The sequence below is a fragment of the Cryobacterium sp. MDB2-A-1 genome (assembly GCF_004402675.1).
Taxonomy (GTDB): Bacteria; Actinomycetota; Actinomycetes; order Actinomycetales; family Microbacteriaceae; genus Cryobacterium; species Cryobacterium glucosi.
Window position 1 is genome coordinate 271,982 of the sequence record NZ_SOFK01000022.1, and the last position, 26,946, is coordinate 298,927.

Sequence of the window (26,946 nt, forward strand, 5' to 3'; positions counted from 1 at the left end):
GGTCGCGGGCGTGATTCGTGGCATCGGCGTCGACATCGTCGACCTCGACCGGTTCGACCGGCAGGTTCTGCGCACGCCCGGACTCGTTCCCCGGCTGTTCGCGGCCGCAGAACGCGGCCTGCCCACCCACTCCCTCGCGGCGCGGTTCGCGGCCAAGGAAGCACTGATCAAGGCGCTCGGCGACAGCGCGGGCACGAGCTGGCAGGAGATGGAAGTCGTGAGCGACGCGCACGGTAACCCCGGATTCCGGCTGAGCGGGGTCATGGCCGAGGTGCTGCGTGCGCGCGGCGTCGACTCCGTGCACCTCACGATGACCCACGATGCGGGCGTCGCCTGCGCCTTCGTCGTGCTCGAGGGTGCATCGTGAGCGAGTTCCGCGAGGCCGTCATCGACCTCGGTGCGATCGCCGCGAACGTCGCCCACCTGCGCGCCACGATCGGCACCCCGCATTTCATGGCCGTCGTCAAGGCCAATGCGTATGGCCACGGCGCGGTCCCCGTCGCCCGCACCGCCCTCGCCGCGGGGGCCGACTGGCTCGGCGTCGCCGATCTCACCGAAGCGCACGCGCTCAGGGACGCCGGCATCGAGGCCCCGCTCCTCGCCTGGCTGCACGGGCCCGACACGGATTTCGAGGCCGCGATCGCCAGGGACATCGACCTGGGTGTCTCGTCCGCCTGCCAGCTGCGGACCATAGCGGATGCCGCCGGCCGGCTCGGCCGCGTCGCCAATGTCCACCTGAAGCTCGACACCGGCCTCAGCCGCAATGGCCTGAACGGGCCGGACTGGGCCGAGGTCTTCGCGCTCGGCTCCGGCTTCGAACGGGACGGCCTCGTGCACGTCCGCGGCATCTTCAGCCATCTCTCCAACGCCTCCCCGGCCGCGGACGACGAGGCCGTCGCCCGCTTCAGCTCCGGCCTCGACCTCGCCGCAGCGGCAGGACTGACCCCGGAGCTCGCGCACCTCGCGTCGACAGCGGCCGCCCTGCGCCTGCCCGCCGCCCGGTTCTCCATGGTGCGGATCGGCATCGGCCTCTACGGGTTGTCCCCCTTCGACGACGCGAGCCCGCGGGAGCTCGGACTTTCGCCGGCGATGACCCTGCGCGCGAGCGTCGCGGCCGTTCGCCGGGTGCCGGCGGGAGCGGGCGTGTCCTACGACTACCTGTGGCGTGCCCCAGAGGACGGCAATCTGGCCCTCGTCCCGCTCGGTTACGCGGACGGTGTGCCCCGCGCGGCGTCCGGCTCTGCGCGGGTGAACATCAACGGCCGCGGCTATCCGATCGTCGGACGCATCGCGATGGACCAGTTCGTCGTGAGTCTCGGCCAGGACGGTGTCGACGTCGGGGACGAGGTCGTGCTCTTCGGCGACCCCGACGTGCGTGGGGGAGAGCCGGAGCCGGTGCCGAGCGCTGCCGACTGGGCGGATGCCGCCGGCACGATCAACTACGAGATCGTCACCCGGATCGGGCACCGCGTTCCGCGCAGCTACCGGGCTGTCCTCAGCGAGAGCGGGGAGCCCGCGCGATGAACCGCCGGGTGATCCCCGACGCCGCTGCGATGCACTCCTGGGGTGTCCGCGTCGCCGCTGAGCTCCGCGCGGGCGACCTGCTCGTACTGACCGGTCCGCTCGGCGCGGGCAAGACCACCTTCACCCGCGGCCTCGGCGTCGGACTCGGGGTACGCGGCGCGGTGACGAGCCCGACCTTCGTGCTCGCCCGCACACACCCGAGCCTCGTCGGCGGCCCGCCGCTCGTGCACGTCGACGCCTACCGGCTGCAGGGCGCGATGGAACTCGACGACCTCGACATCGACTTCGAGCATTCCGTCGTCGTGGTCGAGTGGGGCCGCGGGCTGCTCGATGGGGTCGCGGACTCGTGGCTCGACATCGAGATCGAGCGGCCGACGGGCGCATTGCAGACCGGGCCGGCGGGCGCGGCCGGCTCCGCCCGGGCATCCGCCGCACCCGGCCTGGACCTCGACGTCGACCTCGACGAGCCGCGCACCGTCACCATCACCGGGTTCGGCCCCCGCTGGGCCGCGTTCGAGGGCGCATGGCCCGGGGAATAGGCTGAACAGGTGCTTCTCGCCATCGATACCTCCGCCGGAACCAGCGTCGCGGTCGTCGACGGGGTCCGCGGCGTGCTCGCGGACATCGACACCGCAGACACCATGCGCCACGCGGAGTTGATCGGCAGACTCATCGCAGAGTGCCTCGACCGGGCGAACGTGCGGGTCGCCGACCTCACCGGTGTCGTCGGCGGCATGGGCCCTGGCCCATTCACCGGTCTCCGCGTCGGCATCGCCGCTGCCCGCGTCTTCGCTCTCGGCGCCGGCCTGCCCTTCCTCCCCGTGATCAGCCACGACGCCATCGCCCTGAGCCGCTTTCGGGCCGGCCACACCGGCGGCCTCGTCGTCGTGACCGACGCCCGCCGGCGCGAGGTGAACTGGTCGGCATACAGCGGGGCGGATGCCGCCGGCCTGCCCGTACGCCTCGCCGCGCCAGGGGTGGCGAAACCGGCCGTCCTGCTCGAGCCCGACTGGGTCTACGCGGGCCTGGTCCGCGCGGACGCCGTGACCGTTCCGGCCGCCGACCTCGGCAGGGTCGCCGAACTGCTGCTGGCCAACGACCGTGCCTTCGCGACCGACGCCGCCTTCTACCTGCGCTCGCCCGACGTCACCCTCTCCAACGGTCCGAAACGGGTGAGCTGAGTGACCTGGCAGCTGCGCCGCGCCCACGCGGGCGACCTCGACGGCATCATGGCCCTCGAGACCCGCCTCTTCGAGAACGACGCCTGGTCCGCGGAGGGCATGCTCCGGGACGTGACCGACCCGGACTGCTACTACCTCGTCGCGGTCCCGCCGGACGAACCCGACCGCATCGAGGCATACGCGGGGCTGCTCGCGCCGCGCGGGGCGCTCGAGGGCGACATCCAGACCATTGCCGTCACCGAGACGGCCCGCCGGCACGGTCTCGGCGGCACCCTCGTGCAGAGCCTCGTCACCGAGGCCCGCAAGCGAGGCATCCGCGAGGTGTTCCTCGAGGTCCGCGCCGACAACCCCGGCGCCCAGCGGGTCTACCTCCGGCTCGGCTTCGAGGAGATCGGTGTGCGCCGCGGCTACTACCAGCCGGACAACGTCGACGCGCTCGTGATGCGACTCGCAGTGCCGCCCGCGGAGGCGGCGCTCGCCGCGCCCGACCCGGTGCAGTCCCCGACCGACCCGACGGATGCCGCGGAGGCGACCGAATGAACCGCGACAACCCCCTGGTGCTCGGCATCGAAACCTCCTGTGACGAAACCGGCATCGGGATCGTCCGCGGAAGCCGGCTGCTCTCCAACACGATCGCCTCATCGATGGATGAGCACGCCCGGTACGGCGGCGTCGTACCCGAGGTCGCGGCGCGCGCCCACCTCGAGGAGCTCGTCCCGATGATCCGGGCGGCGACCGAGGACGCGGGCATCCGCCTCGAGGACGTCGACGCGATCGCCGTCACCTACGGCCCCGGCCTGTCCGGCGCGCTCATGGTCGGCGTCGGCGCCGCGAAAGCACTCGCGATCGCCCTCGGCAAGCCGATCTACGCGGTCAACCACCTCGTCGGCCACGTCGGTGCCGACGTACTCCAGACCGACGCCGATCCGGGCACGGAGCCCCTCGAATACCCGACGATCGCCCTCCTCGTCTCCGGAGGGCACACCTCGCTCCTCCTCGTGCGCGACCTCGTCTCCGACGTCGAACTGCTCGGCGAGACCATCGACGACGCGGCGGGGGAGGCCTTCGACAAGGTCGCCCGCATCCTCGGCCTGCCATACCCCGGCGGCCCGCAGATCGACCGCGTCGCGCTCGGCGGCGATCCGGCGTACATCCGCTTCCCCCGCGGCCTCAGCCATCACAAGGACATGGAACACCACCGCTACGATTTCTCCTTCTCCGGGCTGAAGACCTCGGTCGCCCGCTGGGTCGAGCAGACCCGCGACGCGGGGGAGACCGTGCCGCTCGCGGACGTCGCGGCGAGCTTCCGCGAGGCCGTCATCGACATCCTGCTCACCAAGGCCGTGGCCGCGTGCACCGACCTCGGTGTGCCGCGACTTCTCCTCGGCGGCGGGGTGATCGCGAACGCGCGGCTCCGCGAGCTCGCCGTCGAGCGAACGGATGCAGCAGGCATCGCCCTGCGCATCCCGCCGCTTTCGCTGTGCACCGACAACGGCGCCATGATCGCCGCGCTCGGCGCCCAGCTGATCATGGCGGGTCACGAGCCGTCCACCCTCGACTTCGGTGCGGATTCAACGCTCCCTGCTTCCGTCATCCAGGGCTGAAAACCGCGTCCCATCTCCGGTTCCTATGCATCCGCGATACGCTGGACGCAACAGACATGGCGCGTCATGGGCGTTGACACCCGTTCAATGAGGGTGCAACTATGGCACCGCCAGCTGATCGAAGCCCAAAGGAGCCGTTAGTCATGACCGACCCGAACCAGCCTCCGGTAACCCCGCCCCCGGTGAACCAGCCCCCGATCTACCAGGCGCCCGCCGCGCCCGAATACCAGGCACCCGCCGCGCCGGCGTACCAGGCACCTGCCGCCCCCGCGTATGGCGCACCGGACACGTACGGTCAGCAGCAGTACGGCCAGCAGCAGCAGTACGGCCAGCCGCAGGCGTACGGCCAGCAGGCCTACGGCCAGCCCCTCGCCCAGGACAAGTACAACGTCCTCGCGATCGTGTCGCTCGTGTCGGCGTTCTTCGTCTCTCTCGCCGCGATCATCACCGGCCACATCGCCCTCAGCCAGATCAAGAAGACCGGAGAAAAGGGCCGCGGGCTCGCCATCGCCGGCCTCGTTCTCGGCTACCTGGGCATCGTCGCCGGCATCATCGGCGCGATCCTCTTCATCGTGCTGATCAGCACGGCCTCGACCAACGGGTACTCCAGCTACTGACCCACTGGATCGTCCCTGCCGGCCTGTCGTCACGACTGACCTGCCATCACCGTTGACCCGTCAATGAAGTGGAAAGGAACAGCTCATGAGTGATCTGAACGCCCCTGGTGCCTCGGGAATCCCTCCGGTTCCCGAGGTTCCGCAGGTGCCCGACGTGCCGCACGTGCCCGAGGTTCCCGAGGTCCCGCAGATTCCGCGCGGCGAGTCCACCGTGGCCGCTGCAGGGCCCCCCGGAACGCAGCCCGTGGCATCCGGCGGCGATGGGTTCGCCGGTCCGCCGTTCACGGATCCTCCGACCGCCGGTCCAGCGCCCGGCGGTCCTGCCTCCGCCGGACCGCCGTCGCCGCCGCCCGGTTACGGGTATCCGTACCCGCCCGCCCCGGGGACGCAGGCTTCGACCCACCAGCCGCTGCTCAGCATCCTCTCGCTTGTCGCAGGTGTCGTCGGACTGCTGGGCCTCCCGATCGCCTTCATCCCCTTCGTCGGCGGGGTGCTCACCCTGCTGCTGCCGGCCGCGGCCATCGTGCTCGGGGCGCTCGGTCGCACGAAGGAACCGCGCGCACGTGCCCTGTGGCTCACCGGCCTGATCACGGGCATCGTCGGCGTCGCCCTTTCCCTGCTGAGCATCGTCGTCTGGATCATCGTCTTCGCAAGCATGCCGAGTACCTACTAATATCGCTGAGAGCCCGTTCCCCGGGCGAAGTGAACGGACCGGGAGGCCGCAGTGACGGATGCACGACGTCCCACCGCCGGTGACGACCTCCGCTTCGAACTGACGCGCCCGCCGGAGGAGGTCACCGGCGAACTCGACTACGCGTCGACCGTCACCGCTCCCACCGAATGGGTGCCGTACGTCTACACCGAGTCCGAGCTGCGCGCCCTTGCGCGCAGGCGCGCCCGCTCTCTCGCCTCCCTCTTCTTCGGCGCCGTCGGCCTCGCCGGCGCCGTCTTCGTGGTCTGGACCGCGCCGCTCTCGCTCGCGGCCGTCGTGCTCGCCGTCTGGGCGAGCCGCACCGAACGCGCGGCCGTCGCGATCTGGGCCTGGGGCCTCGGCACCGGTCTCGCGGGCCTCGTCATCGCCGCCGGCTGGATCGTGCTGATCAGCCAGGGCATCAGCCCCATCCCGCACTGAGCTCCCGGCGTTGAGTGCCCGGCGCTGGGTGCCCGGCGCTGGGTGCCCGGCGCTGAGTGCTCAGCGCGGCGGCTGCACCCGCTCCACGAGCAGAGCGAGCCTGTGGCCGCCCGCCCGGGTGAGCACGAGAGTGGCGGACTCGGACCCGTGCAGCTTCAGCCGGGTGCGCAGCACGGCCGGGTCAACGTCCACGCCGCGCTTCTTGATCTCGAGAGTCCCGATCCGACGCTCCTTGAGCGCGAGCCGGAGTTTCTTCTCGTCCACCGGCAGCGACTCGAGCACCCGGAACGCCGTCGCGAACGGGGTCTCGTGCAGCGACTCTGAGCTCAGGTATGCGATGCCCTCCCCGAGCATCAGCGCGTCCATGCTGCGGGCCAGGTCGCCGATCAGCCGCGCCCGGATCACGGCGCCATCCGGCTCATACAGGTAGCTCCCGGGCACGCCCGCCTCTCCGGGCACGGTCTCGACATCCGGACTGTCCGCGGCCGCGGTCAGCTCGTGCCGGCCGTCCCTGCCCAGGAGCAGGGCCGAACGGCGGATGCCCTCGCGAGCGAGAACGCCGAACCAGAGTCCCATCTCCACGAGCTTTCCGTCCACGGACACCCACTGCGCTTCCGCGGCGGCGGGAATGGCGTCACGGTCGTGACCCGGACCGAGCTTCACTCCGATCGGCATCCGCTCGCCCAGTCCGAAGACGAAGTCGAGGTTCGGCGAATAATCCTCCGGGCGGGTCAGCCGGGAGGTATTGCTGTGACCGGCCGTACGGCGGGCCGGGTCGAGCCAGGCAGCGTCGAAGCCGGTGAGGTCGAAGGTCTCCGCGTCGCCGTGCACGACGGCGGCATTGTCGAAGGGGGCGAGGTTGTAGCTCGCGACCGTGGCCGTGACCTCGTCCGTGTCCACGGCGGTCACCTGGATGTCGAGCGCGGCGAGGGCCATCGAGTCGCTGCCGATCCCGCTGCCGAGATCGGCGACCCGGTTCAGTCCGGCAGCGGCGAACCGGCCGGCGTGCAGCGCGGCGACGTTCAGGCGGGTGGCCTGTTCGAGACCGGCCTCAGTGAAGAGCATCCGCCCGGCGAAGTCGCCGAACTTGGCCACGGCCTTCGCCCGCAGCCGCGATTGGCCGAGCACCGCGGTCACGAGTCCCTGAGGATGGCCGGCCTTCCGCAGGTCGCTCACCAGCCGAACCACATCGGAGGCGTTGTCCCAGGGCGGAAGCGAGTCCAGCAGGCGCAGCCCCTCGGGGGACAACAGGTCAACAAGCTCGGAGCGTTCCATTGTCCAAACGATATCAAGCCATGGCCGCCGCGCCCGGAACGCCCGAGTCTGGCACTCACGTTGCGTGAGTGCCAGAAGCGCCCTAAACTCGCTGTTAGCACTCTCGCTGTGAGTCTGCCAACCAAGTCTTAGCTAAGAAAGAGGTCAACCGTGTCGGTCTCCATCAAGCCGCTCGAGGATCGCATCGTCATCAAGCAGGTCGACGCCGAGCAGACCACCGCATCAGGTCTGGTCATCCCTGACACTGCCAAGGAAAAGCCCCAGGAGGGCGAAGTTGTCGCCGTCGGCCCCGGCCGCATCGACGACAACGGCAACCGCATCCCGCTCGACATTGCCGTGGGCGACAAGGTCATCTACTCCAAGTACGGCGGAACCGAGGTCAAGTTCGGTGGCGACGACCTCCTCGTCCTCTCCGCACGCGACGTGCTCGCCGTCGTCGTCCGCTAGGGATTCGTTCCAGGCGCCACGCACGACCGCAGTACACGTACGAACAACACAAAATCCCGGATGGCCTGATCATCCGGGATTTTGTGTTGCCAGGTCCGCCCGAGCGCGGCCCGCACCACCCAACACGTCCAGGCAGGGCACGCCCGCGAAGGGGAATCGTTGTGAGCAGGACACGGAGCCAGTCGGCCGAACCGACCAGCGGACTCGCCTTCGCGATCTCCGCGTACGGCCTCTGGGGCCTGCTCCCGCTCTTCTTCCTGCTGCTGCACCCGACGGGACCCTTCGAGGTCGTGGCCTGGCGCGTGCTCTTCTCCCTGGTCTTCTGCCTCGCCCTAATCACCGTCACCCGTGGCTGGCCCGCCCTGCTCACAGTCCTCCGCCGCCCGAAGACGGTCTGGGTGATGGGCCTGGCCGGCCTCCTGATCTTCGTCAACTGGCAGACCTACGTCTTCGCGACGCTGACCGGGCACGTGGTCGAGGCCGCCCTGGGCTACTTCATGAACCCGATCGTCACGGTGCTGCTGGGCGTCTTCGTTCTGCACGAGCGGTTGCGGCGCATCCAGTGGATCGCGGTCGCGATCAGCGCGGCCGCTGTGCTCGTGCTGACGCTCGGCTACGGGGCACTCCCGTGGATCTCGCTCGTCCTCGCCCTGTCCTTCGGGTTCTACGGGCTGATCAAGAAGAACGTCGGACCCGGCGTCGGCGCGCTCACCGGCCTCACCCTCGAGACCGCCTGGCTGATGCCGATCGCGGTCGCGGAACTCCTCATCGTGGGCGCCGTCACCGGGCTCACCTTCGGCACCGTGTCGCCGTGGCACACCGTCGGCCTCGTCTCAACGGGCGTCGTGACGGCCGTCCCGCTGCTGTTCTTCGCAGCCGCCGCCCGCCGCCTGCCGCTCAGCCTGCTCGGCCTCGTGCAGTTCGTCGCACCGGTGCTGCAGTTCCTCGTCGGGGTCTTCATCCTCGGCGAGCCGATGCCGCCGGAGCGCTGGGTCGGCTTCGGGCTCGTCTGGGTCGCGCTCGTGATCCTCACGGCCGACATGGTCGTCACCGGACGCGCCCCGCGGCGAGCATCCCCCGAACCCCTCTGACCGGCGATACGCTCGGAGCATCCCACCTGTGAAAGGACCACGGATGCCCTTTCCAGCTCTGAACGTCACCTCGCGACCCCGGGGGCTCACGTCTGCCGGTCTCGCGCTCACCGTCGTCGCCGCCGCGCTGCTGCTTTCCGGGTGCACCGCAGGGGACGCCCCCGTCGTCGTGACCAGCACTCCGACCGTCGCCGCGACGGTCGCGCCGACCGGCGACGGCACGCTCCTGATCGGCACGCTGTTCCCGATGACCGGGGAAGCGGGAGCCGCCGTGACCGGCGCCGCTCAGGTCGCCGGCACCGAGCTGGCCGCCCGCGAGATCCTTGAGCAGGCCGTGCCCGGCACTCTGCCGATCCAGCTCGTGCATCGGAACTCGACGGGGAACGTCGCGGCCGCGGTTGCCGACCTGGTGGCGCGACACGTTGACCTCGTTCTCTGGGACGCGACGAGTGCGGTGCCCGCTGATGTCACGGCATCCGTCGCCGCAGCGGGCATCGCCCTGCTGCCTCTGAACGACTTCACGAACGGCGGCACTCCGCTCGCAGCAGACGAGGCCTTCGCAGTGCGCCTGCGCACCTCGGACCCCGGGCTCGCCGACACCGCCGGAGGCGGGGAAGCCTTCGACGGGGTGGTGCTCGCGGCCCTCGCCGCGAGGGAGGCAGGCGACGACGGCGGGCCCTCGATCGCCCCGGCGCTCGACCGGGTCAGCCACGGCGACGCGGTGTGCGCATCCTGGGCATCCTGCATCACCGCCCTCGGTGAGAAGAAGCAGATCGCATACCAGGGCGTGACCGGGCGACGCTCCTAGTACAGCACCTCGTCCGACGGCGTCCCCCAGAGCAGGTGCCGGTGGTGTCACGAATCGCTAACGATGTTCTCTTTGCGCGGCAAGAAAACATCCTCGAAACAAAGTGATCCTAGGTTGGAGCCTAATAACGCGAGTGGGCCTCACCCGGAGGCGTACTTACGCGTGCAAGATGAAAGGGTACCCAGGATGATTAAATCCAAGCACGCCCTCCGGACCGCCATCGTGGCGGGAGCAGGCGTCATCGCCGTCATGCTCTCCGGTTGTGCATCCGGCGGCGGTTCAACCGCTACCACGACCTCGGCTGCGGCCGCGTCCTCGTACACCGACGCAGCTTGTGCGAGCGGAGCGTCCACGGACAAGTCGCTGGTCGTCGGCTCGATCCTCCCGATCACCGGTAGCCTCGCCTATCTCAACCCGCCGGAACTCGCCGGCGTCGGCCTCGCCGTCTCCGACATCAACGCCGCCGGCGGCGTCGACGGCAAGGACGCCTGCGTCCTGGCCACCGACTCCGGTGACAGCACGGACCTGACGATCTCGACCGCGTCCGCCCAGAAGCTCATCGCGGCCAAGGTATCCGTCGCGATCGGCGCCGCGTCCTCGAGCGTTTCGCTCAACGTCGTCGACTCCTTCGCCTCCGCCAAGATCGTCCAGATCTCCCCGGCCAACACCTCGGCCAAGCTCAGCGGCTACGGTCCGTTCTACTTCCGTACCGCACCGCCGGACTCGGTCCAGGGTTCCGCGCTCGGCCAGCTCATCACGGGTGACGGCAACGCCAAGGTCGCCTTCCTCGTCTTCAACGACTCCTACGGCACCGGCCTCCGCGACTTCACGCAGGCCAGCGTCGAAGCCTCCGGCGGAACCGTCGTCTATGGCGGCAAGGGCAACGGCCAGGAATTCCCCCCCGGCCAGACCACGTTCTCGTCCGAGGTGACCGCTGCGAAGGCGACCAACCCTGACGCGATCGTCATCCTCGCCTTCGACGAGACCAAGTCGATCATCCCCGAGCTCAAGGCCCAGGGCGTCGACCTCTCCAAGGTCTACCTGTCCGACGGCAACACCGCCGACTACAGCAAGGACTTCGAAGCCGGCACGCTGACCAGCGCACAGGGCACGATCCCCGGCGCATACCCGGCTGATGACTTCAAGGCCAAGCTCGTCTCCTGGTACAAGGACACCCAGAACGCAGCTCTCGGAGACTTCTCCTACGCTCCTGAGGCCTACGACGCGACCACCCTCTCCGCCCTCGCGGCGCTGAAGGCCAAGTCCACCGTCTCCGCCGACATCCAGGCGCAGCTCGCGGCCGTTTCCGGCGCGAGTGGCAAGGGCACCAAGTGCAAGAGCTACGCCGAGTGTGCACCGCTCGTCACCGCCGGAACGGACATCCAGTACGTCGGACAGTCCGGCGTCGGCCCGTTCAACTCGCACAACGAGCCGTCGAGCGCCTTCATCGGCATCTACAAGTTCGACAAGGACAACAAGCCGGTCTGGCAGTCCGCCATCGAAGGACAGACCTCCTACTAGCAGGAGAGTGCTGATCGTCGGCTGAGGCCGGACGAACACAGGGAGCGGGGTCGGGCGAAAGCCCGGCCCCGCTCTTTCGTGCGCCCGCCCCCGCGCCTCCCCGCCCCGCGCCTCCCCGCCCCGCGCCTCCCCCCCCCGCGCCTNCCCCCCCCCCCCCCCCCCCCCCCCCCCCCGCGCCTCGCCGTGCTCGCCAGCATCCGCTCTTTCGCTGAGGTGTCGCAGATCGACGTTCGCCGACCCCGTGAACCTCGATGTGCGACCCCTCAGCGGGGTTTCCAGCCGCACCGGCGCCGGTTTCGGCAGCCCGCGCCCGCCGTTGCGGGAGCGCCTGAGCAGACGGGCGCAGCGGCGGATGTCGCCGGGGACACGAAAAGGCCCGTGCCTGCCCCCAGGGGGCTGGCACGGGCCTCTCGGCGGTGCGGGCGGGTCAGGCGATGCTGACGGGCTTCTCGTCCTTCTCGGCGTCGACGTCCTTGGCGAGGGTGCCGAGGTAGAGCTCGATGACCTTGGGGTCGTCGGCGAGCTCGCGGCCGGTGCCTGTGTAGGCATTGCGGCCCTGATCGAGCACGTACCCGCGGTCGCAGATCTGCAGGCAGCGGCGCGCGTTCTGCTCGACCATCACGATCGTGACGCCGGTCTTGTTGATGCGGCGGGTGCGGATGAAGGTCTCGTCCTGACGCACCGGGGAGAGGCCGGCGGACGGCTCGTCGAGGAGCAGTACGGACGGGTCCATCATGAGCGCACGCGCCATCGCGACCGACTGGCGTTCGCCGCCGGAGAGCGAACCGGCGCGCTGGTTGCGGCGGTCGGCGAGGGCGGGGAACAGGTCGAAGATCGCGTCGAGACGCTCGACGAGCAGCTTGGGCCGCAGGTACAGGCCCATCTGCAGGTTCTCCTCGATCGTGAGGGAGGGGAACACGTTGTTGTTCTGGGGGACGAAGCCGACGCCGGCCTGCACGAGGCGGTTCGCCTTGAAACCCGTGATGTCTTCGCCCTTGAGCGTGACGTTACCGCTGCGGACGGACACCAGTCCGAACAGTGCCTTGAGCAGCGTGGACTTGCCCGCGCCGTTCGGGCCGATGATTCCGATGAGCTCACCGGGGTAGACATCCAGGTTGCAGCCGTTGAGGATATTGACCCCGGGAACATAGCCGGCGACGAGATCCGTCGCCTGCAGGACCGGAGCGGGAGAGCCTGTGGGTACAACCATGACTACGCGTCGCCTTCCGTGCGGTTTTCGAGTTCGACCTCTTTGGCCAGTTCCTCCGCGACTTCGTCCGTGAGGAGCGAGTCGTCGCCGAGGTCGGTGTCGTGGTGCGCGCCGAGGTAGGCGTCGATCACGGCCTGGTCGTCCATGACGGTGGCCGACGGGCCCTCCGCAACGACCTTGCCCTCGGCCATCACGACGACCCAGTCGGAGATGTGCCGCACCATGTGCATGTCGTGCTCGACGAACAGGACGGTCATGCCCTCGTCGCGGAGAGACTTGATGTGCCCGAGCAGCGACTGGGTGAGTGCGGGGTTGACCCCGGCCATCGGCTCGTCGAGCATGATCATGGTCGGTTCGCTCATGAGCGCCCGCGCCATCTCCAGGAGCTTCTTCTGGCCGCCGGAGAGGCTGCCGGCCATGTCGTTCTTCTTCTCGAGCAGCTTGAATCGCTGCAGGAGGTCCTCGGCCTGCGCCGTGATCTCCCGTTCGCGCGCGGCCCAGAGCGGCTTGATCACCGCGGCGAAGAGGTTTTCGCCTGGCTGGTCCTTCGCGCCAAGGAGCATGTTCTCGAGCACGGTGAGCCTGCTGAGCGCCTTCGTGAGCTGGAAGGTGCGCACCATGCCGCGCTGGGCGACCTTCGCCGCACCCATGTTGTTGACCGAACGCCCGTTGAACATCGAGCGGGCGGCCTGGTCGGACTTCGGCCCACCGATGAGGCGCGGAGCGGAGCTCGGCTTGTCGAAGCCCGTGATCAGGTTGAAGAACGTGGTCTTGCCCGCGCCGTTCGGGCCGATCAGGGCCGTGATGATTCCGCGCTGTACCTCGAGGTGCGGCACGTTGACGGCGGTCATGCCGCCGAACTGGCGCACGATGTTGTCGACGACCAGGATCGGGTCTGGCTTGGGGACGCCGGGAAGGGGGGAGACGGCGGCGACGCTCGCGGTTGCGGCTGCCGCAGCGGCTGTCGGGGCGACGGTGACTCCGAGATCAGTTGACATTGAAGCTCAGCTCCTTCTTGTTACCGAGTACACCCTGGGGTCTGAAGATGACCACGAGCATGAGCACCACACCGATCAGGATCCAGGAGAACTGTTCGGCCTGCTGGCCGTTCATGATGCTGTCCGGCACGAACTGGCCGGCGACACCCTGCACGAACAGGCGCAGGGCGAAGAAGATGATCGAGCCGAGCACGGGCCCGAACACGGTCGCGGCGCCGCCGAGCAGCAGTGCTGTCCACACGAAGAACGTCATCGAGCGTCCCATGCTGTCCGCCTGAACGGATGCCGGCAGCACGTAGATGATGCCGCCGAGCGCTCCGATGGTGCCGCCGAGGATGAGCGCCTGCATCTTGTAGCTGTAGACGTTCTTGCCGAGGCTGCGGATCGCATCCTCGTCTTCCCGGATGCCGCGGAGTACGCGACCCCACGGGCTGCGCATCAGCAGGAACACGAAGAGGCAGAGGATCCCGACGATGGACCACGCGACCAGGCGGATCCACCAGCCGTTGGAGCCGGTGTTGTCGTAGGTGAACGGGCCGAGGGTGGTCTGGCCGTCGCCGAGGAAGGAGAGGTCGGTGAACGGGCCTCGGTAGCTCTGGCCGGTGAGACCGTTCGAGCCGCCGGTGATGTCGGTGAGGAGCGACGAGCGCCCGATCATCCGCACGATCTCTGCGGCCGAGATCGTGACGATCGCGAGGTAGTCACCGCGCAGCTTCAGCGTCGGAACGCCGAGGATGAGTGCGAAGACCGCCGCGGCGACGAGTGCGATCAGCACGGCGGGGAACAGCGGGATCCCGGCGACGATGGAGATGGCGAAGGCGTATGCGCCGACGAGCATGAACCCGGCCTGGCCCATGTTGAGCAGGCCGGTGTAGCCGAAGTGGATGTTGAGTCCGATGGCTGCGATGGCGAGTGCCGCCGTCGATGGCGAGAAGGCGGAGGCGGCAATCGCCGTCAGGGTCGTCAGAAATTCATTCACGGTCTTGTCCTTCCTAACCGATGCGCTCTCGGCGCCCGAAAATGCCTTGTGGCCTGACGAGCAGGACGAGGATGAGAATGAGCAGTGCCGTGGCGTACTTGAAGTCGCCGGGGAGCACGAGGTTCGTGAGCTCGACGACCATGCCGATGATCATCGCGCCGGCGAGGGCGCCGAACGCGGTGCCGAGGCCGCCGAGGGTGACCGCGGCGAACATCAGCAGCAGCAGCTGCAGGCCGGTCTGCCAGTTCACGCCATTGAGCACGAGGCCGAGCATGACGCCGGCGAGACCGGCGAGTCCGGCGGAGGCCGTCCAGACCAGGCGGATGATGGCGTCGACGTCGATCCCGGAGGCCGCGGCGAGCGAGGGGTTGTCCGAAACGGCGCGGGTGGCCCGGCCGATCCGGGACCGGAGCAGGAACAGCCCGACGAGGATGATGACCGCAACGGCGATGCCCATCGCCCAGAGCGACTGAACCGAGAGGGTGATCGGGCCGATTTCGACGGTGACCGGGTTGGCCTTGTCGATCCGGACGGTCTTGGCCCCGATGAAGAACTGGAACGCGTACTGCAGCGCGATCGAGAGCCCGATGGTCACGATCATCAGCTGGGTGTTCGGCAGGCCGCGCTTGCGCAGTGGCTTCCAGATCAGCGCATCCTGGAAGTACCCGGTCGCCGCGCAGACCGCGACGGTGAGGAAGGCGGCGAGGAAGAGGTTGAGACCGAGCTGGTTGGCGAGCACGAATGCCAGCAGGCCGCCGAGGGTCACCTGCTCGCCGTGGGCGAAGTTGCTCAGCCCGGTCGTCCCGTAGATCAGCGAGAGGCCGACGGAGGCGAGGGCGAGCAGCAACCCGAGGCGGATGCCCGACGCGGCCTGCTGGAGGAAGCGCTCCCACGTGACGGAGCCGGTCGTCGCGGAGTCACCCGTCGACGGGGCAGAGGTCGAGAGGCCGGTGCTTTCCCCGCTGACCAGCTTGAAGATGGTGCCGGCGTTGCGACCCAGGCCGCCATTGACGGTTGCCGGGTTGGCGATGCTCGGGTCGAGGGTGTTCCCGCTCGGCAGGCTCGTGGTGTCGAGGGTGACGGTTGAGGGGCCTGCGACCGTGATGGCCACGCCCCACTTGCCCGCGGCATCCGTCACGAGGTTCTCGGTCGTGTCACCGTTCGTGACCGTGAGCCTCACGCCGACGGCGGGGTCGCCGTTGCCCTGCTTGATCGTGCCCTGGATACAGCCTGTGGTGGCATTGGCCACACACGCCGTAGTCGGGACGGCCGTCGCCGCGGAAGCACTCGTCGCGCCGAGGCCCATCAGGCCCAGACTGGCGACTCCGATGAGCAGGAGACCGGCGAGCATCCGCCGGGACGACAGGAGGCCTGCCGTACGTGTTCGCTGCATGAATGGTGTCAAAACGTAACCTCCGTGAACGGGCGGGGCCTCGGGGTGGTCGAGGGGAAAAAACTCGGGTGAACCGGCCCCTGCCAACTTCTTCGTCGACAGTACGTCCCGATTATGTCGCAAATGTTTCGGAGTGGTCCTCGGAATCGTTTCCGTCCTCAAGGAATGCGCACGCGGAGAAGTCGCTTAACATTGGGGAACCGGTCGTTTCCAGGAATTCCCGGACTCTTCTGTTATTTCTCTGCACCAGCAAAAAGGGGTTTCATGGATCAGCCAGATCCGTTCGGTTTCACCGGGCTTACCTACGACGACGTCCTGCTCCTGCCAGGCCACACCGACGTCATTCCCAGTGAAGCAGTGACAATGTCGCGGTTGACCCGGAGAATCAGCGTCGCGACGCCCCTGCTTTCGAGCGCCATGGACACGGTCACCGAGACCAGGATGGCCATCGCCATGGCCCGCGAAGGGGGGCTCGGTGTCCTGCACCGCAACCTGTCGATCGCGGACCAGGCCGAACAGGTCGATCTCGTCAAACGCAGCGAATCCGGGATGATTACCAATCCGGTAACAACTTCGCCGGAGGCCACCGTCGCGGACGTCGACGCCCTCTGCCGGCAGTTCCGGATCAGCGGACTCCCCGTCGTCGATGGAGACGGCGTGCTCGTCGGCATCATCACGAACCGCGATATGCGCTTCGTCACGGCCACCCAGAAGCACACGATGCGGGTGCGCGAGGTGATGACGCGGATGCCGCTCATCACCGGCAAGGTCGGCATGGCGCCGATGGACGCGGTGGCCATCTTCGCCACCCACAAGATCGAGAAGCTTCCCCTCGTCGACGACGCCGGCCGGCTCACCGGCCTGATCACCGTCAAGGACTTCGACAAGAGCGAGGAATACCCGCACGCGACGAAGGACGACGCCGGCCGGCTGCGCGTCGGCGCGGCCATCGGCTTCTTCGGCGACGCGTGGCAGCGCGCGACCGCGCTGCTCGACGCGGGGGTCGACGTGCTCGTCGTCGACACCGCCAACGGCGACAGCGCCGGCGTGCTCGAGATCATCCGCCGGCTCAAGACCGACCCGGCCTTCGCGGCCGTTGATGTCATCGGCGGCAACGTCGCCACCCGGAGCGGCGCCCAGGCGCTCATCGACGCGGGCGCGGACGCGATCAAGGTCGGCGTCGGCCCGGGCTCCATCTGCACGACCCGCATCGTCGCAGGCGTCGGCGTCCCCCAGATCACGGCGGTCTACCAGGCCTCCCTCGCCGCGCGTGAGACCGGGATCCCGGTCATCGCCGACGGCGGACTGCAGTACTCCGGTGACATCGCCAAGGCGCTCGTCGCCGGCGCGGACACCGTCATGCTCGGCTCGCTCCTCGCCGGCTGCGACGAGAGCCCGGGAGAGCTCGTTTTCGTCAACGGCAAGCAGTTCAAGACCTACCGCGGCATGGGCTCGCTCGGCGCGCTGCAGACCCGCGGTAACAAGACCTCCTATTCGAAGGACCGCTACTTCCAGTCGGACGTCCCCTCCGACGACAAGCTCATCCCCGAGGGCATCGAGGGGCAGGTTCCGTACCGCGGTCCGGTCTCCGCCGTCGCGTACCAGCTCATCGGCGGCCTCCGCCAGTCGATGTTCTACGTCGGCGCGCGCACGATCGACGAGCTCAAGCAGAAGGGCAAGTTCGTGCGGATCACCTCCGCCGGGCTCAAGGAATCGCACCCGCACGACGTGCAGATCGTGGTCGAGGCCCCGAACTACCGTCGCTGACCGGGTCGCGCCGGCACACCCAGCCGGGTGCCGGTGCGGCTCAGGTCGCCGCGGCGATCCGCGAGACGGCCTCGCTGAGCACCTCGGGTGAGCAGCCGAAGTTGAGCCGGGCGAAACCGGCGCCCGGAGTGCCGAAGAGCAACCCGGGGAGCAGCGCGACCTTCGCCCGCTCGAGGGCGACCGCTGCCGGATCATCGCCCCAACCGAGCGAGCGCAGGTCCAGCCAGGCCAGATAGCCCGCGCGCGGCTGCTCGTAGCCGACCCCGCCGAGATGCGCGTCGAGGAGCCCGGCCAGCAGTCCCCGGTTCGCCTGGAGCGCGGCGAGCGCGCCGTCGAGCCACGGGCCGCCGTCACGGAACGCCGTGGTGCTCGCGAGCAGCCCGAGGTGGCCGGTGCGCTCGCGGATGCCGGGCGGCAGGGCGGAGGTGAGCAGGCGCATCCGTTCGGAGGCGGTGACGATGAGAGCGCAGGTGAGCCCGGCGAGGTTCCAGGCCGTGCTCGCGCTCGTGACGCAGACGCCGTGCTGGGCCGCGGCAGGGGACACCGTGAGGTACGGGGTGAAACTCTCGGCGCTGTAGGCGAGCGGTGCGTTCACCTCGTCGCTGACCACGAAGGCCCCGTACCGGTCGGCGAGTTCGGCGAGGGCCGTGAGGTCCTCGATGCCGTGCGGATGGCCGAGCGGGTTCTGCGGATTGCAGAGCAGTACGGCGCGGGCGCCCCGGCGGAGCGCGGCTTCGAGGCCGTCGAGGTCGAGCGTCCAGCCGGTCTGGCCGTGCAGGAGCGGCACGTCGACGACCCGGCCGCCCGCCTCGGGCACGAGGTCGAAGAACGGCGGGTAGACCGGGGGAGTGATCACGACCTCGTCGCCCGGCTCGAGGATCATCCGCAGCACCTCGACGACGGCCGAACCCACTTCGTTCGTCGCGACCACCTGCCCGGGGTCGACCGGCCAGCCCCAGCGGCGGGCGGCGAAGGCGGCGAACGCCTGGGCGAGCGGCTCAGCGGATGCCGCGTAGCCGGTGTCGCTCCGGCGCACGGCCTCGAACAGGGCGTCCCTGATCGGCTCGGCGAGCGGGTAGTCGAGTTCGGCGACGAAAAGGGGCAGCACGTCGTCGGGAAACGCCTGCCACTTGAGGCTCGTGCGTTCGCGCAGCAGGGACAACGGTTCGGCTTCAACGTTCATGACAGCAGCTTGCACCTCCTGTGCGGGCGGCGCACCCGTTGATTGCCTCGCTGAGGTGTCGCATATCGAGGTTCGCGGGCGCCACGAACGTCGATCTGCGACACCTCACGAAAGCGGGGGGCGCGCGGGTCAGGGGACGGTCGCGGTGCCGCTCGCGGTGGCGCTGTTGCCGCCGAAGTCGGTCACGGTCAGGTCGACCCGCAACCGGCTGCCCGAGGGGAGCCTGGCGAAGGCGTAGTGCAGGGCAGGGAGGTCGGCGTAGAGGCCGTAGTCGCTCGTGCCGACCCAGCTCTCGGTGCCGTCGCCCTGCACGTTGAGCCGCTCGGGCACGATGATGCCGTCCGGGTCCGCGGTGAGCTCGCCGTAGCTGCCGAGCTTGTCGTCGTAGGCGAAGTAGGTCTCGTTGAGGATGTCTCCGCTCGTGCCGTCGAGGGTGAGACTCAGGAGCACGTCCTGGTAGGTCTCTCCCGCGACGTCACCGGGAGAGTAGTACGCCATCGGCACGTCGATCGTGACGGAGCCGGACCCCGACGTGGCAGTGCCCGTGTCGTCTCCGAGCTGCGCGTACGCGGGCGTCGTGTCGGTGCCGTCGGCCAGGGTGAGCTGGGTGAGGTCGTACCCGCCATGCACCAGGCCAGACCCGCCCGCGTCCACCGTCGCCGGCCGCTCGCCGAGGTAGGTGACCGAGCCGTCTGCCTCGATGAGGCCGTACCGGACGGATGCGCTCGCCGCGTTCCCGAGCCCGGCCGGGTCGAGCGCGGCGCTGATGCTCAGTCCGTCCGCGCCGAAGGAGACCTCGGCGTCACCCCCGGTGAACCGGGTCTTCTGGTCGCCGGGGATCGCACCGCCGGCGGCGTAATAAGAGGTCAGGAAGTCGAGCCAGCCACCTGCGGTGCCGAGTGCACGGTAGTCCTCTGCGAAATAGGCCTTCTGGGGCGGGAAGTAGATCGACAGACCGGTGGCGCCCGCGGTGGACTGGCCGTCGACCTTGTCGACCACCGCCGAACTGATCGCCCGTACGAGCGCATCGGCAGCGTCGGCTTCCGCGGTGTCGCCCTGCCCGATCTCGCCGGCGAGGAGGCCGAGGTCGGTCATGAACGAGTCCTCGGCCGGATCGGGGCTGCGCCCGAAGCCGAGGGTGCTCGCGAGGGTTCGGCCCACGACGGGAGCGAGACCGGCCCCGCGCCCGACCAGGCTGCTGCTGAACGAGGCGAGGGCGGCATCCACCGCCGGCAGCTTGCCGAGGTCGATCAGGGACAGGGTGATCTCGGCCGCGTCGCCCTCGGTTTCGGCCTGGGAGGAGAACCCCTGGATCAGCGCGGAGCCGAGCTCGTCGACGGTGGCGCCCGCGGCGGCCGTCTCGAGGGCCGTGTAGTTCCAGCCGTGACCCGGCTCGAGCTCCTGGGAGGCGAGCAGGCGATCCGCGCGCGGGGCCAGGGTGCTTGCGACCTCGTAGGTCGCCATCAAGCAGGCGTCGAAGCCGAGCAGGTCGAGCTTCGCCACACCGGCCGCGCTCAGGCCGCTGCCGATGGCGTCGTTCAGTTCGGCGAGGCTCAGCGAATCTCCGTCGGCGGACTCGTCACCGCCGACGCCCGGCCAGGATGCGCCGTGATCGGAGATGATCACGGCGTAGTGCTCCGCGGGGTACGCGCTGATGCCGCGGGTGATGAAGTCGGAGAGCACGGCGGGGTCGCCGGTGTCCACGGGGCCGAGGTCGTCCATCACCTCTGCGCCGCCGGGCAGGACGTGCAGGAGCTTCCCGCCGGCCCAGTCGGGCTGGCCGAGCACGGGTTCTGCACTGTAGTCCGCCGAACGGTCGACGAGGGCGACGAGATTGAGGCCGTCGTGCGAGCCGACCTCGCCCATCTCGCCGAGGTCGGCCATCATGAACGGCTCGAGGTCGGTGTCGGCGATCGAGTAGGTGAGAACGGTCCAGCTGCCGGCGGCCGGGCCGTCGCCGCTGTCCGGCTCGACCGGGCTGCCCGTCGTGCACGCGGCGAGACTGACGACCAGGGCCAGTGCGGCCAGCGCCGCGACGGTCCTGCGTGTCGCTCCTGCAGATTGTGCCGTTCGCACAGCTTGCCCCGCTACAGGCCGACGTAGGGGATCATCGCGGTCAGCGCGGCAGCGGCGAGGAAGATCACCACGCCGGTCGACATCAGCACGAGCTGCACCTTGAACTGGCGCACGAGGGCGGCGATGCCGAGCAGGAACAGCGAGATGGACATCAGCACGGTGTTGAGGGTGAGCCGGTCACTGAGGCTGTTGTACTCGTCGCCCTGGCTGATCGTCGCGACCGACTTCGCCTGCGTCTCGGAGTAGCCGCCGAAGAGGGTGCTCTGGTATTCCTCGTCGTCGAGCGGGCTGTGGTACACCGTGGCGTCAGCGGTGTTCTCGGCGTCGGCCCGGGCGATGGCCGCGGCGAAGTCCGTCGAGACCGCCTGGAAGGTCAGGGTGTCGTACTTGCCCGTCGCGTCGGCGGCGATCGCCGCATCCGTGCTGTCCTTCTCGATGTCGAGCTCGGCGAGGCGGTTCCAGACCTGGGTGTCCTCGAGGAATTGCTGGTTGGCCTCGAGATAGAGCGACTCCGCCTCGGTGGACTGCGTCGAACCCTTGGTGTACGCCCCGGCCATCTGGCTGTCGTAGAGCGCCGCCTGGAAGGAGGCATAGGCCGTTGCGATGGAGACGAGGCCGAGGAGGACCGCGATCACGAGCTCCAGGTTGCTGAACATCAGGTTGAGGCGAGGCTTCGCGGACTCGGTGGGCTTTTCGGACGACATCGGGTGCTCCTGGTGCATCGGGCAGGTTTGCGGGCCTCACCTGCGGGATTTGCGCCAGCCTAGCGGTTCACACCCTCCGGTTACGGGCTGCGCCTAAGCTGGGGGTATGGAAATCGAGATCGGCCGCTCCAAGCGCGCTCGCCGCGCGTACGCCTTTGACGACATCGCGGTTGTGCCCAGTCGGCGCACCCGCGATCCCGAAGACGTGAATGTCAGCTGGACGATCGACGCGTATGAATTCGCGATCCCGTTCCTCGCCGCCCCGATGGACTCCGTAGTCTCCCCGACGACGGCGATCATGATGGGCCAGCTCGGCGGCATCGGCGTGCTCGACCTCGAGGGCCTCTGGACCCGCTACGACGACCCGGAACCGCTCCTCGCCGAGATCCGCGAACTTCCGGCCGACCGTGCGACCGCACGCATGCAGGAGATGTACTCCGAACCGATCAAGCCGGCCCTCGTCACCGAGCGGCTCGCCCAGATCCGCGCCGCCGGGGTCACCGTCGCCGGAGCGCTCTCCCCGCAGCGCACCCAGGAACTCTACGAAACCGTCGTCGCCGCAGGCGTCGACCTCTTCGTCATCCGCGGCACCACGGTGTCCGCCGAGCACGTCTCGCTCAACCAGGAGCCGCTCAACCTCAAGAAGTTCATCTACGAGCTCGACGTACCCGTCATCGTCGGCGGTGCGGCCACATACACGGCGGCCCTGCACCTGATGCGCACCGGCGCTGCCGGCGTGCTCGTCGGCTTCGGCGGCGGCGCGGCGTCGACTACCCGGGCCTCGCTCGGCATCCACGCCCCGATGGCCACGGCCGTCGCCGACGTCGCCGGCGCTCGCCGCGACTACCTCGACGAATCCGGCGGACGCTACGTGCACGTCATCGCCGACGGCGGCCTGAGCACCTCCGGTGACATCGTCAAGGCGCTCGCCTGCGGCGCGGACGCCGTCATGCTCGGCACCACCCTGGCCAGGGCGACGGATGCCCCCGGCGGCGGATTCCACTGGGGCGCCGAGGTGCACCACCCGCAGCTGCCCCGCGGCAAGCGGGTCGAGGTCGGCACCGTCGCCCCGCTCGAGACCATCCTGTACGGCCCGACGCCGATCGCCGACGGCACTGCCAACCTCGTCGGCGCCCTGCGCCGGTCGATGGCGACCACCGGTTATTCGACCCTCAAGGAATTCCAGCGCGTCGAGGTGGTTGTCGCGCCGTACCGAACGAACTAGCGTCGAGGTACGCACCACCACCTCGATGGGAGTACGCACATGGCAACAGGGAATTCGGTCACGCGGTCGAACAAGCTGGGACCGGCGGAACGCGCCGCGGCCATTGAGAGGCTGAAATCCAAGGAGGTCGACATCCTCGTCGTCGGCGGCGGGATCGTCGGCGCGGGCAGCGCCCTCGACGCCGTCACCCGCGGACTGAGCGTCGGCATTCTCGAGGCACGGGACTGGGCCAGCGGAACGTCGAGCCGGTCGTCCAAGCTCGTGCACGGCGGCATCCGCTATCTCGAACAGCTCGATTTCCGCCTCGTTCGGGAAGCGCTCACGGAGCGCGGACTGCTCCTGCAGCGGATCGCCCCGCACCTGGTCAAGCCCGTGCGCTTCCTGTACCCGTTGAAGAAGCGGGTCACCGAGCGCTTCTATGTGGGTGCGGGCATGCTGCTCTACGACATCTTCTCGTACACCGGTGGCCGGCCGCCCGGCGTCCCTCACCACCGGCACCTGTCCAAGCGCCAGGTGATGGGCATGATCCCGAGCCTCGACGCCGACGCGACGGTCGGCGGTATCACCTACTACGATGCGCAGGTCGATGACGCCCTGTACACGGCGTCGCTCGTGCGCACCGCCTCGTTCTACGGCGCCCACGCGGCGAGCCGGGTGCGGGTCGAGGGCTTCATCAAGGTCGGCGAGCGGGTCGTGGGCGTGCGCGCGCACGACCTCGAGACCGGCGAACGCTTCGAGGTGCGCGCGAAGCAGGTCGTCAACGCGACAGGCGTCTGGACCGACGACACCCAGCGGATGGTCGGCGAACGCGGCACCTTCAAGGTGCGCGCGAGCAAGGGCATCCACCTCGTCGTGCCGCGTGACCGGTTCCAGTCGGCGATGGGGCTGCTGCTGCGCACGGAGAAGAGCGTGCTCTTCGTGATCCCGTGGGGCAGGCACTGGCTCATCGGCACCACCGACACCGACTGGCACCTCGACAAGGCGCACCCCGCGGCGACGGCCGCCGACATCGACTACCTGCTCGAGCACGTCAATTCGGTGCTGCGGGTGCCGCTGACCCGCGAGGACGTCGAGGGCGTCTACGCAGGTCTCCGGCCGCTGCTCGCCGGGGAGTCGGAGCAGACCTCGAAACTGTCCCGCGAACACCTGGTCGGGCACTCCGTTCCCGGTCTCGTCGTGATCGCCGGCGGCAAGTGGACCACATACCGGATCATGGCGAAGGACGCCATCGACGCGGCCGTTGACGCCCTCGACGGGAAGATCGCCCCGTCAACGACGCACGAGATCCCGCTGCTCGGTGCGGAGGGGTACAAGGCCGCGTGGAACAAGCGCACCCGCATCGCGACGGCATTCGGGCTGCACACCGTGCGGGTCGAGCACCTGCTCAACCGGTACGGTACCCTCACCGACGAGCTGCTCGACCTCATCCGGGAGAGCCCTGAGCTGATCGAGCCGCTCCCGGGAGCCGACGACTACATCCAGGCCGAGGTCGTGTACGCGGCCGGCCACTTGGGCGCCCTCCACCTCGAGGACGTCCTCGCCCGGCGCACCCGCATCTCGATCGAGGCCTGGGATCGCGGGGTCTCCGCGGCGCCGGTCGCGGCCAGGCTGATGGCCGGCGTGCTCGGCTGGGACGCCGAACGCGAGGAACGCGAGGTCGCGGTCTACCTCAAGCGCGTCGCCGCGGAACGCGCCTCCCAGCTCGAACCCGACGACGAGTCCGCCGACCGGGTGCGCCTCGAGGCTCCCGATATCGTCCTGACCGAGCGGTCGGCGATGGGCGACTCCGTCACGCACTGACACAGGCGACACCACCACCGGGCGGATGCCGGGCGCACGTCGTGCGCCCGGCATCCGACTGTGCCCGGCCGGGTGACGGGCGGCTTCGATAGACTAGGGCCCACTTGCCCATAATCTTCAGGAGTCGTAACCATGGTTGACGTTCGGCGGGTCAAGCTTCCCGGAGTGGGTGTGCTGCACACCTTCATCACCGATGACGGCGGCAAGGTCGGCGTCATCGCCCACCGCTCCGGGCACAGCGACCTCATCACCTTCGCGGACGACGAGGGCGGCCCAGACGCGAGCAAGGTCTCCCTCCGCCTCAACGAAGACGAGGCGCACACCCTCGCCGAACTCCTCGGCGGCACCCAGATCACCGAGTCGCTCACCGCGCTCGACCAGATCCCCGGTCTCAGCATCGACTGGTTCACGGTCGACTACGAGGATCACATCGCCGGCCAGACCCTCGGCAACCCCGCCGACCGCGGCATCGCCGGCCTCACGGTCGTCGCCGTCGTGCGCGGCGAGTCCGCCAACCCGGCACCGGCCCAGGACTTCCGGGTCTTCCCCGGCGACACCCTCGTCGTCGCAGGATCCCCGGAGAAGGTCGCCAAGGCCTTCACGTTCTTCCGCACCGGTGAACTCAAGGCCAAGACCGTCGACGCGCCCCCCGGGGGCTAACCAATGAACCTTGGCACGGACCTGATCACACTCGGCATCCTGCTGGTCGTGGCTTATGTGCTCGGGCGCGCCGCAAAACTGATCGGCCTGCCGTCCATCCCGATCTACATGATCGTCGGCCTGCTCGCGAGCCCGTACACCCACTGGTTCCCGCTCGACTTCCACTCCGCAGACATCGAGCTCATCGCCGTCTTCGGGCTCATCCTGCTCCTGTTCAGCCTCGGCCTCGAGTTCGACCAGGAGGAGTTCTTCAACGACGCCGGGAAGCTGCTGCTCTCCGGCGGCTCCTACGTCGTGATCAACATGGGCATCGGGTTCGCCTTCGGCATGATGGTCGGCTGGGGCACCCGCGAGGCCCTCGTCATCGCCGGCATGACCGGCACCTCCTCGAGCGCGATCATCACCAAGCTCCTGATCGAGCTGCGCCGGCTCGCCAACAAGGAGACGCCGATGATCCTCGGCGTGACCGTGGTCGGCGACATCTTCATCGCGGTGTACCTGTCGATCGTCTCGGTCGTGCTGAGCGGCAAGACCGAGATCTGGCCGATCGTGCTGCAACTGAGCATCGCGTTCCTCTTCCTCGTCGTGATGTTCTCGCTCGCCCGGTGGGGCGGACGGGTCGTGTCCCGCCTGGTCCGCACCAAGGACGACGAACTCTTCACGATCCTGTTCTTCGGGCTGGCCGTGCTCTTCGCCGGCATCGGCGAGATCATCGGGGTGACGGATGCGATCGGCGCGTTCCTGATCGGTGTCGTCCTCGGCGCGAGCACCTACCGCACCCGGCTCGAACGTGTCGCCGTCCCGTTGCGGGACATCTTCGCCGCGTTCTTCTTCCTCAACTTCGGCCTCGCGCTGCACATCAATGAGTTCGGTTCGGTCATCCTCGTGGTGCTCGCGGCGGTTGTGATGACCTTCGTGCTCAACCTGATCTCGGGGATGCTGCTGGCCCGGTTGCACTCGATGGGGATCTCCGAGGGGCTCAATGCCGCCGCGATCCTGGTGAACCGCGGAGAGTTCACGCTCATCCTCGCGACCCTCTCTGTCGGAGCGGGCCTGAACGGGCTACTCCAGCCGTTCGCGGGCCTCTACGTGCTCACCATGGCCATCCTCGGTCCGCTCTTCGCCGCTAATTCCGAGAGGCTCGGCGCCCTGCTGCCCGGACGCCGCCGGAAGCGCGCGGGCGTCCGGCCCGACCGCGACCCGATGCACGCCGAGGAGTTCCGGCTCGTCGACGCGGCGACAGCGGGCGCGCTGAGCGACCAGGACGCGCAGCGCGCCGCCGCCCACCTCGGCGACCAGCCGCTGCCTTCATCCCGGCCGGAGCCGCGGAAGCGCACGGACCACGACCGCCGCGCCGACCACGACGAACGGGCGGAACAGGCCGAACGCGGCGAATACGTCAAGCACGTGGTGGATGACGGCATCGACGAACTCGACGGGCCGACACCGCTGCCGGCCTCAGTCCGACCGAACACGGCCCCGCGCCCGAGCGCACGCGTGAACCCAGACCCAGACCCAGATGCCGATGACGAGACGCAGGCGCACGCACCTGCCGACGTGCACGTTCCTGCCGACTCGCACCCCGCCGCCGCCCCGGAATCGGACCGGGATTCCGGCGTCGATTCCGGCCAGGCCGCAGAGGCCGACGCAGACGCCGACCCGATGGCCGACTACGCCAAACGACTTTCGCGCACTCGCGCCCAGAGGGACAAGCCGGCACCCGACGCCGGGACAGGTGACTACCAATGATC

Annotated in this window: 26 protein-coding genes; 18 read left to right on the forward strand and 8 right to left on the reverse strand. The window is 69.0% G+C overall.

Annotated features, from left to right (window positions below):
* Positions 1 to 10: 10 nt before the first annotated feature.
* The 9 genes from E3O39_RS06215 to E3O39_RS06255 all read left to right on the forward strand — a co-directional run bounded on the left by E3O39_RS06215 (position 11) and on the right by E3O39_RS06255 (position 6,058).
* Positions 11 to 367 carry a holo-ACP synthase gene (locus tag E3O39_RS06215; protein ID WP_134449922.1) on the forward strand — a complete coding sequence of 119 codons (357 nt, stop codon included), beginning with the start codon at positions 11 to 13 and terminating at the stop codon, positions 365 to 367.
* A complete protein-coding gene (gene alr, locus E3O39_RS06220; RefSeq protein WP_134449923.1) occupies positions 361 to 1,524 on the forward strand; it encodes an alanine racemase in 1,164 nt (387 codons plus the stop codon). Before E3O39_RS06215 ends, alr begins: the two co-directional genes overlap by 7 nt.
* On the forward strand, positions 1,521 to 2,063 hold the full coding sequence (tsaE, locus tag E3O39_RS06225) for a tRNA (adenosine(37)-N6)-threonylcarbamoyltransferase complex ATPase subunit type 1 TsaE (RefSeq protein ID WP_134449924.1): 543 nt from the start codon (positions 1,521 to 1,523) through the stop codon (positions 2,061 to 2,063). The genes alr and tsaE overlap by 4 nt, the downstream gene beginning before the upstream one ends.
* Before the next feature lie 9 nt (positions 2,064 to 2,072).
* Positions 2,073 to 2,705, forward strand: a complete 633-nt coding sequence (tsaB, locus tag E3O39_RS06230; RefSeq protein ID WP_134449925.1) for a tRNA (adenosine(37)-N6)-threonylcarbamoyltransferase complex dimerization subunit type 1 TsaB — start codon at positions 2,073 to 2,075, stop codon at positions 2,703 to 2,705.
* Positions 2,706 to 3,245, forward strand: coding sequence for a ribosomal protein S18-alanine N-acetyltransferase (gene rimI / locus E3O39_RS06235; protein ID WP_166787419.1), 540 nt, complete (start codon positions 2,706 to 2,708; stop codon positions 3,243 to 3,245).
* A complete protein-coding gene (gene tsaD / locus E3O39_RS06240; protein ID WP_134449926.1) occupies positions 3,242 to 4,309 on the forward strand; it encodes a tRNA (adenosine(37)-N6)-threonylcarbamoyltransferase complex transferase subunit TsaD in 1,068 nt (355 codons plus the stop codon). Before rimI ends, tsaD begins: the two co-directional genes overlap by 4 nt.
* A gap of 143 nt (positions 4,310 to 4,452) precedes the next feature.
* Positions 4,453 to 4,926: a DUF4190 domain-containing protein gene (locus E3O39_RS06245; RefSeq protein ID WP_134449927.1), complete on the forward strand. Its 474-nt coding sequence runs from the start codon at positions 4,453 to 4,455 to the stop codon at positions 4,924 to 4,926.
* 85 nt (positions 4,927 to 5,011) lie between these two features.
* Positions 5,012 to 5,599 carry a hypothetical protein gene (locus tag E3O39_RS06250; protein WP_166787420.1) on the forward strand — a complete coding sequence of 196 codons (588 nt, stop codon included), beginning with the start codon at positions 5,012 to 5,014 and terminating at the stop codon, positions 5,597 to 5,599.
* Between the two features lie 51 nt (positions 5,600 to 5,650).
* Positions 5,651 to 6,058, forward strand: coding sequence for a hypothetical protein (locus E3O39_RS06255; RefSeq protein ID WP_134449929.1), 408 nt, complete (start codon positions 5,651 to 5,653; stop codon positions 6,056 to 6,058).
* Positions 6,059 to 6,118: 60 nt separating this feature from the next.
* Here E3O39_RS06255 and E3O39_RS06260 read toward each other — a convergent pair whose 3' ends face one another.
* Positions 6,119 to 7,333 (reverse strand): class I SAM-dependent methyltransferase, encoded by a 1,215-nt coding sequence (locus E3O39_RS06260; RefSeq protein WP_134449930.1) that lies wholly within the window; start codon positions 7,331 to 7,333, stop codon positions 6,119 to 6,121.
* Between the two features lie 150 nt (positions 7,334 to 7,483).
* On the opposite strand from E3O39_RS06260, the gene groES reads away from it, so the two are divergent.
* The 4 genes from groES to E3O39_RS06280 all read left to right on the forward strand — a co-directional run bounded on the left by groES (position 7,484) and on the right by E3O39_RS06280 (position 11,200).
* The gene (gene groES, locus E3O39_RS06265; protein WP_092339382.1) at positions 7,484 to 7,780 is read left to right on the forward strand and encodes a co-chaperone GroES; all 297 of its coding nucleotides are present in this window, start codon (positions 7,484 to 7,486) and stop codon (positions 7,778 to 7,780) included.
* Between the two features lie 161 nt (positions 7,781 to 7,941).
* Positions 7,942 to 8,871 carry an EamA family transporter RarD gene (gene rarD, locus E3O39_RS06270; RefSeq protein ID WP_134449931.1) on the forward strand — a complete coding sequence of 310 codons (930 nt, stop codon included), beginning with the start codon at positions 7,942 to 7,944 and terminating at the stop codon, positions 8,869 to 8,871.
* Positions 8,872 to 8,914: 43 nt separating this feature from the next.
* Positions 8,915 to 9,679 carry a hypothetical protein gene (locus tag E3O39_RS06275; RefSeq protein ID WP_134449932.1) on the forward strand — a complete coding sequence of 255 codons (765 nt, stop codon included), beginning with the start codon at positions 8,915 to 8,917 and terminating at the stop codon, positions 9,677 to 9,679.
* A gap of 186 nt (positions 9,680 to 9,865) precedes the next feature.
* Positions 9,866 to 11,200, forward strand: a complete 1,335-nt coding sequence (locus E3O39_RS06280; RefSeq protein ID WP_134449933.1) for an ABC transporter substrate-binding protein — start codon at positions 9,866 to 9,868, stop codon at positions 11,198 to 11,200.
* Between the two features lie 427 nt (positions 11,201 to 11,627).
* On the opposite strand, the gene E3O39_RS06290 is transcribed toward E3O39_RS06280, so the two are convergent.
* From E3O39_RS06290 to E3O39_RS06305, 4 genes are read right to left on the reverse strand one after another with little or no spacing between them, the layout of a single operon-like run.
* Positions 11,628 to 12,410 carry an ABC transporter ATP-binding protein gene (locus E3O39_RS06290; protein ID WP_134449934.1) on the reverse strand — a complete coding sequence of 261 codons (783 nt, stop codon included), beginning with the start codon at positions 12,408 to 12,410 and terminating at the stop codon, positions 11,628 to 11,630.
* A 2-nt stretch (positions 12,411 to 12,412) separates the two neighbouring features.
* On the reverse strand, positions 12,413 to 13,408 hold the full coding sequence (locus E3O39_RS06295; RefSeq protein ID WP_134449935.1) for an ABC transporter ATP-binding protein: 996 nt from the start codon (positions 13,406 to 13,408) through the stop codon (positions 12,413 to 12,415).
* On the reverse strand, positions 13,398 to 14,387 hold the full coding sequence (locus E3O39_RS06300; protein WP_134449936.1) for a branched-chain amino acid ABC transporter permease: 990 nt from the start codon (positions 14,385 to 14,387) through the stop codon (positions 13,398 to 13,400). The genes E3O39_RS06295 and E3O39_RS06300 overlap by 11 nt, the downstream gene beginning before the upstream one ends.
* A 13-nt stretch (positions 14,388 to 14,400) precedes the next feature.
* The gene (locus tag E3O39_RS06305) at positions 14,401 to 15,780 is read right to left on the reverse strand and encodes a branched-chain amino acid ABC transporter permease (RefSeq protein WP_134449937.1); all 1,380 of its coding nucleotides are present in this window, start codon (positions 15,778 to 15,780) and stop codon (positions 14,401 to 14,403) included.
* A gap of 264 nt (positions 15,781 to 16,044) precedes the next feature.
* Here E3O39_RS06305 and guaB point away from each other — a divergent pair, with 264 nt between their 5' ends.
* Entirely contained in the window at positions 16,045 to 17,547 is a 1,503-nt protein-coding gene (gene guaB, locus E3O39_RS06310; RefSeq protein WP_134449938.1) for an IMP dehydrogenase, read from the forward strand.
* A gap of 40 nt (positions 17,548 to 17,587) precedes the next feature.
* Here guaB and E3O39_RS06315 read toward each other — a convergent pair whose 3' ends face one another.
* The 3 genes from E3O39_RS06315 to E3O39_RS06325 form a co-directional block, all read right to left on the reverse strand.
* Complete coding sequence (locus E3O39_RS06315; protein WP_134449939.1) at positions 17,588 to 18,730, reverse strand: MalY/PatB family protein; 1,143 nt, start codon at positions 18,728 to 18,730, stop codon at positions 17,588 to 17,590.
* A gap of 129 nt (positions 18,731 to 18,859) precedes the next feature.
* Positions 18,860 to 20,806 carry a clostripain-related cysteine peptidase gene (locus E3O39_RS06320; RefSeq protein ID WP_134449940.1) on the reverse strand — a complete coding sequence of 649 codons (1,947 nt, stop codon included), beginning with the start codon at positions 20,804 to 20,806 and terminating at the stop codon, positions 18,860 to 18,862.
* A gap of 11 nt (positions 20,807 to 20,817) precedes the next feature.
* Entirely contained in the window at positions 20,818 to 21,510 is a 693-nt protein-coding gene (locus E3O39_RS06325; RefSeq protein ID WP_134449941.1) for a hypothetical protein, read from the reverse strand.
* Positions 21,511 to 21,616: 106 nt separating this feature from the next.
* Here E3O39_RS06325 and E3O39_RS06330 point away from each other — a divergent pair, with 106 nt between their 5' ends.
* From E3O39_RS06330 to E3O39_RS06345, 4 genes are all read left to right on the forward strand, one after another.
* On the forward strand, positions 21,617 to 22,735 hold the full coding sequence (locus E3O39_RS06330; RefSeq protein ID WP_134449942.1) for a GuaB3 family IMP dehydrogenase-related protein: 1,119 nt from the start codon (positions 21,617 to 21,619) through the stop codon (positions 22,733 to 22,735).
* 39 nt (positions 22,736 to 22,774) lie between these two features.
* Positions 22,775 to 24,535 (forward strand): glycerol-3-phosphate dehydrogenase/oxidase, encoded by a 1,761-nt coding sequence (locus tag E3O39_RS06335; RefSeq protein WP_134449943.1) that lies wholly within the window; start codon positions 22,775 to 22,777, stop codon positions 24,533 to 24,535.
* Positions 24,536 to 24,667: 132 nt separating this feature from the next.
* Positions 24,668 to 25,195: a cation:proton antiporter regulatory subunit gene (locus tag E3O39_RS06340; RefSeq protein WP_134449944.1), complete on the forward strand. Its 528-nt coding sequence runs from the start codon at positions 24,668 to 24,670 to the stop codon at positions 25,193 to 25,195.
* 3 nt (positions 25,196 to 25,198) lie between these two features.
* Entirely contained in the window at positions 25,199 to 26,944 is a 1,746-nt protein-coding gene (locus E3O39_RS06345) for a cation:proton antiporter (RefSeq protein ID WP_194087900.1), read from the forward strand.
* Positions 26,945 to 26,946: the final 2 nt, after the last annotated feature.

Coding starts and splice junctions, on each gene's coding strand:
- E3O39_RS06345 (WP_194087900.1), top strand. CDS start 25,199: ATGAACCTTGGCACGGACCTGATCACACTCGGCATCCTGCTGGTCGTG.
- E3O39_RS06340 (WP_134449944.1), top strand. CDS start 24,668: ATGGTTGACGTTCGGCGGGTCAAGCTTCCCGGAGTGGGTGTGCTGCAC.
- E3O39_RS06295 (WP_134449935.1), bottom strand. CDS start 13,408: ATGTCAACTGATCTCGGAGTCACCGTCGCCCCGACAGCCGCTGCGGCA.
- E3O39_RS06245 (WP_134449927.1), top strand. CDS start 4,453: ATGACCGACCCGAACCAGCCTCCGGTAACCCCGCCCCCGGTGAACCAG.
- E3O39_RS06280 (WP_134449933.1), top strand. CDS start 9,866: ATGATTAAATCCAAGCACGCCCTCCGGACCGCCATCGTGGCGGGAGCA.
- E3O39_RS06260 (WP_134449930.1), bottom strand. CDS start 7,333: ATGGAACGCTCCGAGCTTGTTGACCTGTTGTCCCCCGAGGGGCTGCGC.
- E3O39_RS06335 (WP_134449943.1), top strand. CDS start 22,775: ATGGCAACAGGGAATTCGGTCACGCGGTCGAACAAGCTGGGACCGGCG.
- E3O39_RS06275 (WP_134449932.1), top strand. CDS start 8,915: ATGCCCTTTCCAGCTCTGAACGTCACCTCGCGACCCCGGGGGCTCACG.
- E3O39_RS06330 (WP_134449942.1), top strand. CDS start 21,617: ATGGAAATCGAGATCGGCCGCTCCAAGCGCGCTCGCCGCGCGTACGCC.
- E3O39_RS06250 (WP_166787420.1), top strand. CDS start 5,012: ATGAGTGATCTGAACGCCCCTGGTGCCTCGGGAATCCCTCCGGTTCCC.
- E3O39_RS06305 (WP_134449937.1), bottom strand. CDS start 15,780: ATGCAGCGAACACGTACGGCAGGCCTCCTGTCGTCCCGGCGGATGCTC.
- tsaE (WP_134449924.1), top strand. CDS start 1,521: ATGAACCGCCGGGTGATCCCCGACGCCGCTGCGATGCACTCCTGGGGT.
- E3O39_RS06325 (WP_134449941.1), bottom strand. CDS start 21,510: ATGTCGTCCGAAAAGCCCACCGAGTCCGCGAAGCCTCGCCTCAACCTG.
- guaB (WP_134449938.1), top strand. CDS start 16,045: ATGGATCAGCCAGATCCGTTCGGTTTCACCGGGCTTACCTACGACGAC.
- tsaD (WP_134449926.1), top strand. CDS start 3,242: ATGAACCGCGACAACCCCCTGGTGCTCGGCATCGAAACCTCCTGTGAC.
- E3O39_RS06290 (WP_134449934.1), bottom strand. CDS start 12,410: ATGGTTGTACCCACAGGCTCTCCCGCTCCGGTCCTGCAGGCGACGGAT.
- E3O39_RS06315 (WP_134449939.1), bottom strand. CDS start 18,730: ATGAACGTTGAAGCCGAACCGTTGTCCCTGCTGCGCGAACGCACGAGC.